This window comes from Sphingomonas sp. KRR8, from assembly GCF_023559245.1.
Taxonomy (GTDB): Bacteria; Pseudomonadota; Alphaproteobacteria; order Sphingomonadales; family Sphingomonadaceae; genus Sphingomicrobium.
The window spans coordinates 1,563,011-1,578,365 of record NZ_CP097462.1; the positions used below are offsets into that span (position 1 = coordinate 1,563,011).

The following is a 15,355-nucleotide window of genomic DNA, read 5'->3' on the forward strand; positions in this document are numbered from 1 at the left end:
GCCAATGGTAAATGAACGGTGAAAGTCGTGGTCAACCTCGAGCTGCTTCCGGCGCCGCCCGCCAGCCTAGCCCTGCCCTTCCCCGCACCGCAGTAGGAGGAACCAGAGCTCAGGCCGCGTCGGCGTTCTGGATGTCGCGGAGGATCCAGCCGCGCTGAGGAATGGTCTCGATGAACTCAGCCCCGCCTGACGCCATGCGCAGCTTCTTGCGCAGCTTGGAAATGAAGACGTCGATGATCTTCGGCTGCGGCTGGTCGTCAGCGCGGCGGTAGAGATGCTTCAAGAGCATGGTCCGCGTCACGACGTTGTTGCGGGCGAAGGCCAGCAGTTCAAGGACGCGATATTCCATCTCGGTAATGGCGATCGGGTGGCCGTCGATGCGAATAAGGCGCTGGACCTGATCAACCGCAAGGCGACCGCCGCACAGCGTGGCCGGCATCTCGCCGCCGCTAGCCCGAATGGTCGACAACAGGCGCGATGCCATCTCATCGCTATCGTCCTGCATGCTCTGCGGCGCGCCGAGCAGCTGCTGCTGAAGCTCGGCGATCGATTTGTGCGCCTCCTCCACCAGCTTGGCGCCTTCTTCGAAGCGCCGCCGCGATCGGTCGAGCATTGCTTCGATTTCGACCAGTCGGCCGGAGAGGTTGTCGTCCGCCATGCGTCCCCCGCTATTTTCCCAATATTGCCTTAAGGAACCGAGGCGATTGCCACCTGGCTGTCCGTTGCCGGCGCAGACAGGAGGGTACGCGTGGTCTCGCCCTTGTCGACCACTTGCGTGTCGTTGTCGCCGACATTGCTGCGAATGCCAAGCGCGACCCGGTCACCACCAGCCTTTTCCAGCAGACTGGTCTCGCTCGCCGAGCGAGGCGCAGCGCCCCCGAACAGGGCCTGGATCGCCTGCTGCTGCGCGTCCGAGGCGCTCAGGGAGGCAGTGCCCGGCGCGGGCGGAGTCAGGGTATAATCGGGCGGGATCACCAGCGGCGCATTGCGGGCAACCGCAAACTCATCGAGGCGCTTGGCCTTCGAACCACCGAAGCTGTGACAACCCGACAGCAGAACCGCGCTGGCGGCCACACCCAGGATGAGGGTCGACTTACGCATTTTGAACTTTCTCCCTGGGCGGCTGGTCCTTTACCAGCAGCGCCCGCAATATCAGGATCACGACGCCGATACTAATCGCTGCGTCCGCGACATTGAAGACCAGAAACGGACGCCACGCACCGATATGAAAATCGGCGAAATCGAGCACATAGCCGAAGCGGGACCGGTCGACGATGTTCCCCAGTGCCCCGCCCAATACCATGCCGAGCGCCAGCTGGTCGCCCCGCTTCGGTTCGCGGAACAGCCACACGGCGACGAGCAGGGCGATGCCCGCGGTGAACGCCACCAGCAGCCAACGATGCGTGTCGTTGGAGGCCGTCAGCAGGCCCAGCGAAATGCCATGATTGTGCACCCGCAGCAGGTCGAAGAAGGGCAGCAGATCGAGCCGGTCGCCCTCCCCGCGCATCTTCAGGGGCCCGGCGACGAGCCACTTGCTGACCTGGTCGGAGAGAAAGATGAGAGCCGCCACCATAAGGCCGAAGGTGGGGCGCACGCGTAGAATGGCACTACTCACGCGACCACTCCCTTACAGCGATCGCAAAGCCCGGCATTGGCTTCGACCTCCGGCAGGAGCCGCCAGCAGCGATTACATTTGTCGTAGGTGACGCGCTGCACGACCACCGCCGGGCCGCTCACCACATGGCCGGTGTCGAGCACGACTTCCGAGGCGATGAACAGCTCGGCCAGTTCCTCGGCCGAGAGCATCGGCCGGTCGGAGTCGTCGGGGAAGCCGAGCGCCACCCGCACCTCGAGGCTCGATCCGACCGTCTTCTCGCGGCGCATCGGCTCGATCTCGGCGGTGACCAGTTCGCGCAGCGACCGGTAGCCCGTCCAGATTTCGGTGAGGCGATTGTCCTGCCAATCGCCGATTTCGGGCCATTCGAGCAGGTGGACGCTTCCGCCGTGGGGATATCGCGTGCCCCACACTTCCTCGGCGGTGAACACCAGCACCGGCGCGGCGTAGCGGACCAGCGCGTGGAACAGCGTGTCGAGCACCGTTCGATAGGCCCGCCGCTTCGGGTCGTCCGCCGCGTCGCAGTAGAGGCTGTCCTTGCGGATATCGAAGAAAAAGGCACTGAGGTCGTTGTTGCAGAAGTCCGTGAGCGCGCGAGTGTAGGTGTTGAAGTCGTAATCGGTGACCGCCCGCTTCAGCTCGGCGTCGAGCTGCGACAGGAGCGCCAGCATGTAGCGCTCCAGTTCGGGCATCTCCGCGACGTCCGTGACCCGCTCCTCCTCGCCGAACCCCTCCAGCGCGCCGAGCAGGTAGCGGAAGGTGTTGCGTAGCTTGCGATACTGGTCGGCAACGCCCTTGAGGATCTCGTCGCCGATGCGATGGTCTTCGGTGAAGTCGACCGACAGCGCCCACAGTCGGATGATGTCGGCCCCGTTGGTCTCCATGACCCTGATGGGATCCACGGTGTTCCCCAGGCTCTTGGACATCTTCATGCCCTTGGGGTCCATGGTGAAGCCGTGGGTCAGAACCGCGTCATAGGGCGCGCGGCCGCGGGTGCCGCAGCTTTCCAGCAAGGAGGACTGGAACCAGCCGCGATGCTGATCGGAGCCTTCGAGATAGAGGTCCGCCGGCCAGCGAAGCTCGGGCCAGCGGCCGCTTTCGAGCGTGAAGACGTGGGTGCAGCCGCTGTCGAACCACACGTCGAGAATGTCGGTGACCTGCTCGAAATCGTCGGGGTTGCGGCCCTCGCCGAGGAAGTGCTGAACGGCGCCCTCGGCGGTCCAGGCGTCCACGCCGCCTTCAGCGACGGCGGCAACGATGCGGGCGTTGACGTCCGCGTCGACGAGGTACTGACCGGACTTGCGGTCGACGAACAGCGTGATCGGCACACCCCAGGCGCGCTGGCGGCTGAGCACCCAATCGGGGCGGTCGGCGACCATCGAGCCGATCCGGTTGCGACCTTTCTCGGGATAGAAACGCGTGTCGGCGATGGCCTGGAGCGCCAGCTCGCGCAAGCTTGGCGAGCCGGCCGCCGGCTGGTCGTCGATCGCCGCATTGCCGCCCTCGCCTTCCCAGCGCTGCTCGGCGCGGGAGATGGCGGGGAGATGGTCGAGCGGCCGGTCCATCGGAACGAACCATTGCGGGGTGCAGCGATAAATCACGCGGGCCTTGGACCGCCACGAATGCGGGTAGCTGTGGCGGAAGTCGCCCGCGCTGAGCAGCGCACCCGCTTGGCGCAGGTCGGAGCAAATCGGGCCGTCGGGCGCGTTGAACTTGGGGTTGATGACGCTCCCCTGCCCGCCGAGCCACGGCCAGTCGGCACGATATTTGCCGTCGCCCTCGACCGCGAAGACGGGGTTGATGCCGTGCGCCTTGCAGACCTCGAAATCCTCTTCGCCATGGTCGGGCGCCATGTGGACGAGGCCGGTGCCGGCGTCGGTGGTGACGTGGTGGCCGGGGATCAGCGGTCGCGGGGTGGCGAAGAAGCCGCCGAGGTGGTGCATCGGGTGACGGGCGATGGTGCCGGCGAGGTCGGAGCCTTTGCCTCGCCAAGTGCCGCCCCATCGATATTCGTCGTGAGGGTCGGATAGCCGCATGAAGACACCGTCCTCAAGCTCGGTAGCGATCAAAAGCTTACGACCACCTGGCTCAGTGACCAATTGGTACTCAACATTCTCGCCATACGCGATCGCCTGGTTCACCGGGATCGTCCACGGGGTGGTCGTCCAGATCACCGCATGGGCGCCAACCAGCTCGGGGATCGGGCTCTCGACGATCTCGAATGCCACGTCGATCTGGGTCGAGGTGACGTCCTCATATTCGATCTCCGCCTCGGCCAGCGCGGTCTTCTCGACCGGGCTCCACATCACCGGCTTGGCGCCACGGTAGAGCTGGCCCGAGGCGGCGAACTTCAGGAGCTCGGAGACGATCGTCGCCTCGGCCTGCGGGTCCATCGTCAGATAGGGCTTGTCCCAGTTGCCGCCGATGCCGAGCCGCTTCAGCTGCTCGCGCTGGCGGTCGACCCAGGTCTGGGCATAGGCGCGGCACTCGGCGCGGAACTCGGCCGGGGGCACCTCGTCCTTGTTCTTCTTCTGCTTGCGATACTGCTCCTCGACCTTCCACTCGATCGGCAGGCCGTGGCAGTCCCAGCCCGGCACGTAGGGCGCGTCCTTGCCGAGCAGCGTTTGGGTGCGGACCACCATGTCCTTGAGGATGTGGTTCAGCGCATGTCCGATGTGCATGTCGCCATTGGCGTAAGGCGGGCCGTCGTGAAGGATGAACTTGTCGCGGCCCGAGCGCGCCTCGCGAATGCGGGCGTAGAGGTCCTCCGCCTGCCAGCGGGCGAGAATCTGCGGCTCCTTCTGCGGCAGCCCGGCCTTCATGGGGAAGGCGGTCTTGGGCAGGAAGACGGTGTCGCGATAGTCAGTGGTGGTGGGTGCGTCGGCCATTTGGGGCGGCTCTAGCGGGCGGAGAGCGAAGTGCAAAGCATGGGCTAGTCGCCGCGCGCCCGGCGTCGGTCGAGCCCCGCATTCGCCGCGTCGATCTGCGCCTGGGTACGGAAGTCGCGGTCGGGGTGGAGGGACGGGCCAATGGTCCAGATATCGTCAACAAGGACGAAGTCCTTGAAGTCGGCCGGAACCTGGCTGAGCTGTTCGGGCAGGGTGAGGCCCATGCCGAGCCGTGGCGAGCCCTGGGGGCCGACCACGACCACGCGTCCGCCAACCTTCGCCATCCTGGCCAGCAGGCGATTGGGCCAGCCCGCGAAGGCCCAGCCCCTGTCCACCGGAACCATCAGGGTGCCGTTGCGGCAGGCCTCCGGAACGATGCCGAACCAGCCGGTCTTGAGATATCCGACGGTGCAGGCCTTCACGCCTTGTTTGCTGTAGGTCCAGGCACCGGGGAAAGCCGCGTGGATGCGGGCAAGCAGCGCCGGATCGCCGGTGAACGCATCGCCGCGCTGCTCGACCTCGCGCTGAGCGGCCTTGAGGCCCATGACGAGCCGGTCGGCCTCCGCCGGGTCGTGGCTCTTAAGGGTGAAGAGCATGGACGTTCCGGGAAGCGCGGCGAGCCCTTCTTCCAGGCTGGGAATATGCGTGCCCTGCTGGCCGCGGAGCGGGAATGTCTTACCGTCGGCGGTGTAGCCGTAGCCCGGATCAAGGCCTTGAAGCTGCGCCAGCGTCGCACCGCGGGTCGGACCGTGGCCATTGGTCCGGCAGTCGAGGTTCCAGTCGTGGAAGAGGGCCAGCCTGCCGTCGGCGGTGGAGACGACCTGAACCTGCACCATGCTCGCGCCGAGCCGCTGAGCGTCGGTCATCGAGCGGGTCGTGTTCTCAATGCGGTCGTGAACCGGCGGCTCAATGCGAGTTGCGGTGCAGCTGTCTTCGGTCACGCCCGCATGATCGAACAGCTGGCTCACGCCGCGGCTGGCGATGAGCCGGAGGGTGCCGCGCGGGGTGGGCGCCAGCCAGCTGGCGTTGAACAGCGTCAGCCCGAACAGCAGGACGGCAAGTCCCGTGAGAATTCGCCAGGTCCAGACGGACAGGCGCGAGTTCGGCTGAGCGCCGGGTTCGCCCTCGTCTCCGCTCAAGGAAGCAGCAATCGGCGTGCTTCAGCCTCGTCGGCGCGCATCTGTTCGGCCAGCGAATCCATGTCGCTGAACTTCCGCTCGGGGCGGATGAAGTGGTGAAGCGCCACCTCGACGGTGTGCCCATAGAGATCGCCGCTGAAGTCGAACAGAAAGGCCTCGAGCAATTCAGTTGGCGGTTCGAAGGTCGGCCGGATACCCACGTTGGCCACGCCGGCCTGCTCCCGGCCGTCGGGGAGGGTCACCCGCACCGCGTAGATACCGTAGGCGGGGCGCTGGTAATCGCCGAGCACCAGGTTGGCCGTCGGATAACCGAGTTCACGCCCACGCTTGTCCCCGTGCTGCACAGTGCCCTGAATGGCGAATGGACGCGTGAGCAGATGCGTGGCGGTGCCAGGGTCCCCTGCGGCAAGGGCGTCGCGAATCCGGCTGGAGGAGACCGGCTCGCCCTCGCTGACCACGGCGGCAACGGTCTCGGCGATCATGCCGCAAGCCTGCCCAAGCTCTCGCAGTACATGGACATTGCCGCCGCGCCTGGCGCCAAAGGTGAAGTCCTCGCCGGTGACCACGGCTGCGGCGCCGATCTCCTCCGCGAGCAGGTGGACGAACTCCCCCGCGCTAGTGGCAGCCAGATCGGCGTCAAAGTTGAACACCAGGGTGGCGTCCGCGCCGGCCTGGCCGAACAGACGCTCCCGCTGATCGAGGCTGGTCAGGCGGAACGGCGGGAGGTCGGGCTTGAAGAAGCGAACCGGGTGGGGATCGAAGGTGGCGACCAGCGCCGGTCGGCCCTCGTGCGCGGCACGGGCTACCGCCCGCCCGACGACCGCTTGGTGGCCGAGGTGAAAGCCATCGAAATTGCCGAGAGCGACGACGCTGCCCCGGAACCGATCGGGCAGGCCGGCGCTTAGGGAAAGGCGCTCCATCGAGTGGCGCTGTAATCAACCGCAAGTCGCAAAGTCACGTCTTTGTTGACTCTGGCCGGTGCGAATCCTATTTGGCCTTCATCCCGTTACCCCGGTGTCCGGCGGCGCATTCGTGCGCGCGCCGTTTTCGCGTTAGCGCGAGGATCCGGGATGCGGGAGGAAGCGTCGAGATGGGGTGGCCGCAACGCTGCCCTGTGGAGCTAACAAGGAAGAACGGAACCGCATGGCTCGTATTGCCGGGGTCAACATCCCCACCAACAAGCGCGTGGAAATCGCGCTCACCTACATCCACGGCATTGGTCAGACCAAGGCCAAGGAAATCACCGCCAAGCTGAACATCGCGCCCGAGCGCCGCGTCCAGGACCTGACGGACCAGGAGGTTCTGCAGATCCGTGAGACGATCGACGCCGATCACACAGTCGAGGGTGACCTCCGCCGTGAGACCGCGATGAACATCAAGCGGCTGATGGACCTTGCCTGCTACCGTGGCCTGCGCCACCGCAAGGGCCTGCCGGTCCGCGGCCAGCGTACCCACACCAATGCCCGCACCCGCAAGGGCAAGGCCAAGCCGATCGCTGGCAAGAAGAAGTAACTGACACAGCGACCATCCGGGGGATGGTCGCGCTGCAGCTACTTCGCCGGAGGCAGCCCTCCGCCAGCGAAACGCAACACTCGGATTGTAGGAACACCCAGATATGGCACGCGAACCACAGCGCCTTCGCCGCCGCGAGCGCAAGAACATCTCGGCCGGCGTCGCTCACGTGAACGCCAGCTTCAACAACACCATGATCACGATCACCGACGCGCAGGGCAATGCGATTGCCTGGAGCTCGGCCGGCATGATGGGCTTCAAGGGCAGCCGCAAGTCGACGCCTTACGCCGCTCAGGTTGCCGCCGAGGACGCGGGCCGCAAGGCCGCCGACCACGGGGTTCGCACGCTCGAGGTCGAGGTCAAGGGTCCGGGGTCAGGCCGCGAAAGCGCCCTTCGGGCCTTGCAGGCGGTGGGCTTCACCATCACCTCCATCCGTGACGTGACCCCGATCCCGCACAACGGCGTCCGCCCCAGCAAGCGCCGCCGCGTCTGAGGCTCTCGGCCACGGGAAACCGTAGGCCGGGTTCACGAACAACAGATAACAGGGGCTATGCGAGACGTCGCGGCCCCGCTGCCAAGGAAGCAAAATGGCCGTCAACGCAAAGAACTGGCAGGAACTCAAGAAGCCCAACGCCCTCGAGCGCAAGGCAACCACCGACGTGCGCCGCAAGGCAGTGTTCGTGGCCGAGCCGCTCGAGCGCGGGTTCGGCATGACGCTCGGCAATTCGCTGCGCCGCGTGCTGCTGAGCTCGCTCCAGGGCGCCGCCGTCACGTCGATCAAGATCGAGGGCGTGCTGCACGAGTTCTCGAGCCTCGCTGGTGTGCGTGAGGATGTCACCGACATCATTCTCAACATCAAAAAGCTGGCGATCCGGATGGAAGGTGAAGGTCCCAAGCGGATCCACCTGACCGCAACCGGCCCCGGCGAGGTCACCGCCGGCCAGATCCAGACCACCGGCGACATCGAGATCACCAATCCTGAGCTGGTCATCTGCCATCTCGATCAGGGTGCGACGCTCAACATGGAGCTCATCGCGGACATCGGGAAGGGCTATGTCGCGGCCGCCTCGAATCGCCCGGCCGACGCACCGATCGGCCTCATTCCGGTCGATGCGCTGTACAGCCCGGTTCGCCAGGTTGCCTACAAGGTCGAGAACACCCGGGTCGGCCAGGAACTCGACTATGACAAGCTGACCCTGACGGTCGAGACTGATGGGACGGTCACGCCCGAGGACGCGCTGGGCTATGCCGCCCGCATCCTGCAGGATCAGCTCGCGCTGTTCGTCGGCTTCGACGATGGTCAGATCCGTTCCGCCTCGCCGATGATCGGCCAGGCCGCGACGCCGAGCGCCGGTGGCAGCGCGCTGCCGGAGACGACCACCGACACGAACCAGCTCAACCGCTACCTCCTCAAGAAGGTCGACGAGCTGGAACTGTCGGTTCGTTCGGCCAACTGCCTGAAGAACGACAACATCATCTACATCGGCGATCTGGTGCAGAAGACGGAAGCGGAAATGCTCCGCACCCCGAACTTTGGCCGCAAGTCCTTGAACGAGATCAAGGAAGTGCTGGCGTCGATGGGGCTGCGCCTCGGCATGGACATCCCGGGCTGGCCGCCTGAGAACATCGAGGAAATGGCCAAGAAGCTCGAGCAGGAAATGCTCGGGTAAAAACCCGTCCATCCGCGAAACGAGAGAGGGCCGCCCCGCCGGGGCGGCCCTTTTTCGTTGTGCCCTAGAAGCTCAGCTCGTCGTAGACCTTCGACACATCACCGGCCCACTCGCCGTTGTACCAGGCGAGCAGGCGGTCGGCGGGCGTTACGCCGGTTGCGACCACCTCGCGCAGCGGATCAAGAAATCCGCCTTCATTGTCCCCTGCCCCGTTGAGCCGCGCGCGCGCCGTGAGCCCAGCGGCGGCGATGTCGAGCACTTCACCGGCGAATTCCCGCATGGTCCGTCCGCCCGGCACCGTCGCCTCAAGCGCTTGCGCCGGAACGTCGCTGCGCAGCTGCTGCCGCTGATCGATGGTCCAGTCCCTGACCAGGTCCCAGGCGGCGTCGAGCGCGCCCTGATCATAAAGCAGGCCGACCCAGAGTGCCGGCAGCGCGCAGATGCGGCCCCAGCGGCCGCCATCGGCGCCGCGCATCTCCAGAAAGCTCTTGAGGCGAACTTCGGGGAACGCTGTCGAGAGATGGTCAACGAAGTCGCTGATCCGCGGGCGCTCGCCGGGCAGTTGAGGGAGCTTGCCATCGAGGAAGGCGCGAAAGCTCTCGCCGGCGCAGTCGATGTACTGACCATCGCGGAAAACGAAGTACATCGGCACGTCGAGGGCGTAATCGCAGTAGCGCTCGTACCCGAAGCCATCCTCGAACACGAATGGCAGCATGCCGGTGCGGTGCGGATCAGTGTCGGTCCAGATGTGGCTGCGGAAGCTTTTGTAGCCGTTGGGCTTGCCCTCGGTCAGCGGCGAATTGGCGAACAAGGCCGTGGCGACCGGCTGAAGCGCCAGCCCCACGCGAAACTTCTTCGCCATGTCGGCTTCCGACGAATAATCGAGATTGACCTGAATCGTGCATGTCCGGAGCATCATGTCGAGGCCAAGCGAGCCCACCCGCGGCATGTGGCTGAGCATGATCTTGTAGCGACCCTTGGGCATAATCGGCAGCTCGGCGCGGGTCTTGTCGGGCCACATGCCCAAGCCAAGGAAGCCAAGGCCCAAGCGGTCGCCGACAGTTTTGCATTGGGCGAGGTGACGAGCGGCTTCGGCGCAAGTCTGGTGCAAATTCTCGAGCGGGGCGCCCGACAGTTCGAACTGTCCGGCTGGCTCAAGACTGATAGTACCGTCGTCACCGGAAAGCGCGATGATCTTCCCGTTCTCCTCCACCGGCCTCCAGCCAAACTCCGTCAGGCCGAGCAGCAGATCGCGGATTCCGCCGGGCTCATCCCAGCTCGGCGCACGATGGTCGGACGTGCGATAGACGAACTTCTCATGCTCAGTGCCGATCCGCCAGCGCTCGGCGGGCTTTTCGCCGCCGGAGAAGACGGAAAGAAGGTCGTCACGACCTTCGATGAGGGGGCTCTCGCTGAGGTCGGTTCGCGTAGTCATGTTGACTGCGCGCTTAGCGCCAGTCCCCGGCCAGCGCCATATAGGCGGTGAGCGCGGCTACCGCCGCCGTTTCGGCGCGCAGGATGCGCGGGCCCAGGGATATGGCAACAGCGCGGGGGTGTGCCCGGACGAGGGCACGCTCCTCGGGCGTGAAGCCCCCTTCCGGCCCGATCAGGATCGCGGCTGGGCCGGGCGTCATCGCCTCCGCGGTGGGCGCGCCGCCAGTCTCGTCGGCGAAATACAGCCGACGGTCGAGCACAGTGAGGAAGGCAGCCAGCGCGATCGGCTCGGCCAGAGTCGGCAGGAGCGTCCGGCCGCACTGCTCGGCCGCCTCGATCGCGATATTCTCCAGCCGATCGAGCTTGACCCGTTCAGCGACAGTACGACGGGTCATTACCGGCTGCAGGTGGCGGACCCCAAGCTCGGTCGCCTTTTCCACCAGCCAGTCGGTCTGGGCGCGCTTCACGGGTGCGAAGGCAAGGGTGAGGTCGGGCACCTGCTCGAGCGGTCGCGATTGCCGCTCCACGGTGAGCAGCATTCGCTTCTTCCCCGCCTCGACGATGCGCGCGAGCCATTCGCCCGACGCGCCGTCGAACAGCAGCACCTCGCCCCCAGGGCCGAGCCGGAGGACGTTGCCAAGATAGTTTGCCGGCGCGGCATCGAGCGCCACGCTGGCCCCTTCCCCGAGGGAGGGCCGCACGAACAGACGCGGCAGGCTGCGCGGTGGCCAGGCGGGCGTCGCGGCCACGTGCGGGGTTAGCGGCGTGCCTTGCGGGCCGCGTATTTGGCGTCGCGGGCGGCCTTCTTCTCGGCATCGGTCAGCACCGGCTTGGCAGCCTTGGCGGCAGCTTCGGCCTTGGCTTGCGCCGCTGCCTCGGCCTTCGCCTGCGCTTCAGCCTTCTTGGCAGCGGCCTTCTCGGCCAGCGCGGTCTGCTTGCGCTCGGCCGCCGCCAGGCGCTCGGCGGCGACTGCTGGATCGACCGCGGGCTTGCTCCGCAGCTTCTCCAGCGCCTTGGCGCGTGCGTCGGCAGCCTGACCGGCGCGGTCCTGGAAGGTCGGATTCTTGTAACCCATGGGTGTTCTTATCTCCTGCCGGTCGCGCGATTGGAGGCGCCACCGGTCGTCGTTCGAGCGCCTAGCACAGTTCGGGCAAAAGTCCCGCCTCGTAGCTTCCGTTCCGTGCCGATGGGTCGGGCGGCCCGGCGAAGTTTCCAAGTTTCCCTGGTTCCGCCTGCTCTGGCGCGGTGAAAACTTCGGCAGCACGTTGAGGGAAGGAATCGCCGCACGTCGCCGAAACCCAGGAAGCAGACAGCATCCTATTGTTCAAGACCGCTCGCCTGGTTCCTCTGAGAGGCGCGACAGCCGGAATGCGAGGCGCTAATCGGCGAGCGTGACTGGCACTATCCCCTCTTCGGTCCACGATGACCTGGTCCCCGACAGCGAACGTCAGGGACTGATCGGCGGCTTGCCCGTGGCCGCGCGGCCTTATGCCAGCCTGATGCGCCTCGACCGGCCGATCGGAACCTGGCTGCTCTACTGGCCCTGCGCCTGGAGCGTGGCGCTGGCGGGGGTTCAGGGACGCTGGGCGCTGTTCCCCTGGCTGGCGCTGGGCGCATTCGCGATGCGGTCGGCTGGCTGCGTCTACAACGACCTTATCGACCGCGACCTCGACCGGCAGGTGGAGCGCACGCGGCTGCGGCCGCTGGCAAGCGGGCGGGTGTCGCCCAGGTCGGCGTGGGTGCTGCTGGTTGCCTTGAGCCTCATCGGACTCGTGGTGCTGCTGCAACTGGAGCGGACGGCCCAGTTCGTGGCGCTGGGCAGCCTGGGGCTGGTGGCCGCTTATCCCTTTATGAAGCGCATCACCTGGTGGCCGCAGGCATGGCTCGGGTTGGTGTTCAGCTGGGGTGCGCTGGTGGGATGGCCGGGGGTAACGGGGTCAGTGAGCTGGGCGCCGATCCTGCTGTGGCTGGGAAGCGTCGCCTGGGTGGTCGGCTATGACACTCTGTACGCCGTGCAGGACAAGGAGGACGATGCCCTGGTGGGGGTGCGCAGTTCGGCCCGGCGGCTTGGACGGCGAGTGCGGCTGGGCGTGGGCGTCTGTTACGTGCTGGCGCTCGCTGGCTGGGCGGCAGCCCTGTGGGCCGTCCGGCCAGACTGGCTGGCGCTGGTGGCGCTGCTTCCTGCCGCGATTCAGTTGGCAGGGCAGATCCGACGGGCCGACCCCGATGATGGCGAATCAGCACTTCGGCTGTTCCGGTCGAACAGGTTCGCTGGGCTGCTGGTGTTCGGGGCAATGCTGGTCGTGGGGTTGAGCAGCGCCGCCTAACCGCTACATCGCCCGCATGCTCAATCCCGACGACGCCAAGAACATCGCCACCAGCCTCGTGGAGCGCGCGATGAAGGCGGGCGCCACCGGCGCGGACGCCATGCTGGTGGCCGGCAGCTCGACCTCCGTGTCGGTACGGCTGGGCGAACTGGAGGATGTGTCGCGGTCGGATGACCGGGACATCGGCTTGCGGGTGTTCAACGGACAACGCTCAGCCAGCGTCTCGAGCGCGGACTTCAGCAACGAGGCGCTGGACGAGCTGGTGAGCCGAGCAATCGCCATGGCGGCCGAAGCCCCCGACGACCCTTTCGCCGGCCTGGCGCCCGCCGATCTGCTGCTCAAGGGAGAGGCGCCCGACCTCGATAGCTACGACCCAAGCGATCCGGACCCCGCCGCGCTGCGGGAACGAGCACTGCGTGCCGAGCAGGCGGCGCGCGCCGTCGCAGGAGTGACCAACAGCAACGGCGGTTCGGCAGGTAGCTTGGCAAGCACGATTGCACTGGCAACCTCCGGCGGGTTCGCTGGTGCGTACCGGTCGAGCGGTTTCTCCTGCTCCGCCAGCGTGGTCGCTGGCGAAGGCGCGGCCATGCAGCGCGATTATGCCTCGCACGGTGTGCGCCACCTCGAAGATCTGGACGAGCCCGAAAAGATCGGCCGCGAAGCGGGAGAGCGGGCCGCGGCGCGGGTCGCTCCGGCCAAACCGGAACCAGGGCGCTATCCGGTGCTATTCGATCCGCGCGTGTCTGGGTCGCTCCTCGGCCACTTGAGCGCGGCGATCACCGGCAGCGCAATCGCCCGCCAGACGAGTTTCCTCCTGGGCAGGCTCGGCGAGCGTATCTTCGCGCCCGGCGTTACGGTCCGCGACGATCCGCACCGGCTTCGTGGTTCCCGCTCCCGCCCCTTCGATGGCGAGGGCCTGCCCGCGCGGCAGATGGACCTCATCGCGAACGGAATTCTCACGACATGGCTGACCGACAGTGCCGCAGCTCGGCAGCTGGGTATCATCCCGACCGGCCATGCCAGCCGCGGCGTGGGTGGCGCGCCTGGCGCGGCTCCGTCGAACCTGGCGCTTCTGCCGGGCACACGGAGCCGTGAGGAACTGCTGGCGGCGTTCCCGCGCGCCATCCTGGTGACCGAGCTGATCGGCCAAGGCGTCAACGGTGTCACCGGCGACTACAGCCGGGGAGCGGCGGGGTTCCTGATCGAGGGCGGCGAGATCGTCCGGCCGTTGGCGGAGATCACCATCGCCTCCAACCTGCTCGAGATGTTCGCCACACTCGAACCTGGAAGCGACCTCGAATATCGGCGCGGGATCGATGCGCCGACGGTGCTTATTCCTGAGATGACGGTGGCGGCGGGCTGACCCGCAAGCGCGCGGCATCGACCTTGATACAGCGGTCGACAACGGTCTGGAGACCAGCTTGCTCGGCGCGGGCGATCGCCGCCTCGTTCACTACGCCCAGCTGAAACCAGACCGCCTTCGCACCGACGGCGATCGCTTGCTCCACCGCGTCCATCGCTTCTTCGGGCCGGCGGAACACGTCGACGATGTCGATGGGAACGCCGACCTGGCCGAGGTCGCGCCAGACATATTCCTCGTGAACCCGCTCACCGGTGATGCGCGGGTTGACGGGGATCACGCGCCAGCCGTGGTCGGTAAGCCAGCCGCCGACGCCATAGCTGGGGCGGCCGGGATCATCGGAGGCACCGATGATGGCAATTGTGCGACTGCTCGAAAGCAAAGCGGCCAGGTCTTCGTCGCGGGTCAGGGGCATGGCGGCTCAACCCTTCAGCTGCGGACTGTTTCCAGCTGCGCCAGCACGGCGCGAGCGAGATCGCGGAAGGCGTCGGCGGCGGGGCCCGCTCCCGCCGCCGGTGGCTGGCCCGCGTCGGAGGCTTCGCGCAAGCTGGCCGAGAGCGGAAGCCGGCCGAGGAATGGCACCTCCAGAGCGCGCGCGGCCGCTTCGGCGCCCCCCTGGCCGAACGGGTCGGACGCCTGTCCGCAATGAGGGCAGGCATAGCCGGCCATGTTCTCGATGATTCCGAGCACTGGCACATCGGTCTTGCGGAACAGGTCGATGGCGCGCGTCGCGTCGATCAGGCTCAGGTCCTGGGGGGTCGAGACGATCACGGCTCCAGCTGGCTTCGACTTCTGAACGAGGCTCAGCTGCACGTCGCCGGTGCCGGGCGGCAGGTCGATGATCAATATGTCGTGACCCGACCAGTCGCCCTCGACCAATTGCATCAGCGCGCCGGACGCCATCGGGCCCCGCCAGGCGAGTGCGTGGCCGGCGCTCACCAACTGCCCCACGGACAACAGGCTGACGCCGCTCGGGGTGCGGACGGGGATGAGTTTCTTGTCCTCCGCCTCCGGCTTGGCGTCGGTGCCGAGGAGGGTCGGCTGCGAGGGACCGTAGATGTCGGCATCGATCATCCCGACGCGCTTGCCCATGCCCGCCAGTGCAACCGCCAGATTGGCGGCGACGGTCGACTTGCCCACCCCACCCTTGCCGCTGCCGACTGCGATGAGGACCGGGCCGGACTTGGTGGCAGTCAGCGCGACGCGCGCTTCCTGGACCTCGCGGGTGGCCAAAGCGGCTTCGCGCAGGCGGGCTTCGAGCCCGGTGCGTTCAGTGGAGGACAGGCCGGACGCATCGGCGACGATGGTGGCGACACCCTCCTTGGTGCGCACGGCGCGAACGCGAGCGCCGTCGGCACCAGCGCGAAGAACTTGTTCAAGGGACATTAGCGGGAGCTAGGGACAGGCGGG

Annotated in this window: 16 protein-coding genes; 5 read left to right on the forward strand and 11 right to left on the reverse strand. The window is 66.7% G+C overall.

What is annotated here, in order from left to right; all coding sequences use genetic code 11:
• Window positions 1-109 precede the first annotated feature (109 nt).
• From M8312_RS07880 to M8312_RS07905, 6 genes are read right to left on the reverse strand one after another with little or no spacing between them, the layout of a single operon-like run.
• Window positions 110-658: a winged helix-turn-helix domain-containing protein gene (locus M8312_RS07880; RefSeq protein ID WP_250117173.1), complete on the reverse strand. Its 549-nt coding sequence runs from the start codon at window positions 656-658 to the stop codon at window positions 110-112.
• 29 nt (window positions 659-687) lie between these two features.
• Window positions 688-1,101 (reverse strand): DUF3035 domain-containing protein, encoded by a 414-nt coding sequence (locus M8312_RS07885; RefSeq protein WP_250117174.1) that lies wholly within the window; start codon window positions 1,099-1,101, stop codon window positions 688-690.
• Complete coding sequence (gene lspA, locus M8312_RS07890) at window positions 1,094-1,573, reverse strand: signal peptidase II (RefSeq protein ID WP_250119737.1); 480 nt, start codon at window positions 1,571-1,573, stop codon at window positions 1,094-1,096. Before lspA ends, M8312_RS07885 begins: the two co-directional genes overlap by 8 nt.
• Before the next feature lie 38 nt (window positions 1,574-1,611).
• Window positions 1,612-4,503, reverse strand: a complete 2,892-nt coding sequence (ileS, locus tag M8312_RS07895; RefSeq protein ID WP_250117175.1) for an isoleucine--tRNA ligase — start codon at window positions 4,501-4,503, stop codon at window positions 1,612-1,614.
• Between the two features lie 44 nt (window positions 4,504-4,547).
• Window positions 4,548-5,642 carry a glycerophosphodiester phosphodiesterase family protein gene (locus tag M8312_RS07900; protein ID WP_250117176.1) on the reverse strand — a complete coding sequence of 365 codons (1,095 nt, stop codon included), beginning with the start codon at window positions 5,640-5,642 and terminating at the stop codon, window positions 4,548-4,550.
• Window positions 5,639-6,562 (reverse strand): bifunctional riboflavin kinase/FAD synthetase, encoded by a 924-nt coding sequence (locus tag M8312_RS07905; protein ID WP_250117177.1) that lies wholly within the window; start codon window positions 6,560-6,562, stop codon window positions 5,639-5,641. Before M8312_RS07905 ends, M8312_RS07900 begins: the two co-directional genes overlap by 4 nt.
• 223 nt (window positions 6,563-6,785) lie before the next feature.
• Here M8312_RS07905 and rpsM point away from each other — a divergent pair, with 223 nt between their 5' ends.
• The 3 genes from rpsM to M8312_RS07920 all read left to right on the forward strand — a co-directional run bounded on the left by rpsM (window position 6,786) and on the right by M8312_RS07920 (window position 8,824).
• Window positions 6,786-7,154 (forward strand): 30S ribosomal protein S13, encoded by a 369-nt coding sequence (gene rpsM, locus M8312_RS07910; protein ID WP_250117178.1) that lies wholly within the window; start codon window positions 6,786-6,788, stop codon window positions 7,152-7,154.
• Between the two features lie 103 nt (window positions 7,155-7,257).
• On the forward strand, window positions 7,258-7,647 hold the full coding sequence (gene rpsK / locus M8312_RS07915) for a 30S ribosomal protein S11 (protein WP_114228536.1): 390 nt from the start codon (window positions 7,258-7,260) through the stop codon (window positions 7,645-7,647).
• A gap of 94 nt (window positions 7,648-7,741) precedes the next feature.
• Window positions 7,742-8,824, forward strand: coding sequence for a DNA-directed RNA polymerase subunit alpha (locus M8312_RS07920; protein WP_250117179.1), 1,083 nt, complete (start codon window positions 7,742-7,744; stop codon window positions 8,822-8,824).
• A gap of 64 nt (window positions 8,825-8,888) precedes the next feature.
• On the opposite strand, the gene M8312_RS07925 is transcribed toward M8312_RS07920, so the two are convergent.
• The 3 genes from M8312_RS07925 to M8312_RS07935 are packed head-to-tail and all read right to left on the reverse strand — an operon-like array spanning window position 8,889 to window position 11,333.
• On the reverse strand, window positions 8,889-10,259 hold the full coding sequence (locus M8312_RS07925; RefSeq protein ID WP_250117180.1) for a glutamate--cysteine ligase: 1,371 nt from the start codon (window positions 10,257-10,259) through the stop codon (window positions 8,889-8,891).
• A 13-nt stretch (window positions 10,260-10,272) separates the two neighbouring features.
• Window positions 10,273-11,007, reverse strand: a complete 735-nt coding sequence (locus M8312_RS07930; protein WP_250117181.1) for a 16S rRNA (uracil(1498)-N(3))-methyltransferase — start codon at window positions 11,005-11,007, stop codon at window positions 10,273-10,275.
• Window positions 11,008-11,015: 8 nt separating this feature from the next.
• Window positions 11,016-11,333, reverse strand: coding sequence for a DUF6481 family protein (locus tag M8312_RS07935; RefSeq protein WP_250117182.1), 318 nt, complete (start codon window positions 11,331-11,333; stop codon window positions 11,016-11,018).
• Window positions 11,334-11,649: 316 nt separating this feature from the next.
• Between M8312_RS07935 and ubiA the strand changes: the two genes are divergently transcribed.
• Both ubiA and M8312_RS07945 read left to right on the forward strand, forming a co-directional pair.
• A complete protein-coding gene (ubiA, locus tag M8312_RS07940; RefSeq protein WP_250117183.1) occupies window positions 11,650-12,585 on the forward strand; it encodes a 4-hydroxybenzoate octaprenyltransferase in 936 nt (311 codons plus the stop codon).
• A gap of 16 nt (window positions 12,586-12,601) precedes the next feature.
• Window positions 12,602-13,948, forward strand: coding sequence for a TldD/PmbA family protein (locus tag M8312_RS07945; protein WP_250117184.1), 1,347 nt, complete (start codon window positions 12,602-12,604; stop codon window positions 13,946-13,948).
• Here M8312_RS07945 and M8312_RS07950 read toward each other — a convergent pair.
• Both M8312_RS07950 and M8312_RS07955 read right to left on the reverse strand, forming a co-directional pair.
• A complete protein-coding gene (locus tag M8312_RS07950) occupies window positions 13,917-14,360 on the reverse strand; it encodes a CoA-binding protein (RefSeq protein WP_250117185.1) in 444 nt (147 codons plus the stop codon). The genes M8312_RS07945 and M8312_RS07950 overlap by 32 nt on opposite strands.
• Before the next feature lie 14 nt (window positions 14,361-14,374).
• Window positions 14,375-15,331, reverse strand: coding sequence for a P-loop NTPase (locus tag M8312_RS07955; protein WP_250117186.1), 957 nt, complete (start codon window positions 15,329-15,331; stop codon window positions 14,375-14,377).
• Window positions 15,332-15,355: the final 24 nt, after the last annotated feature.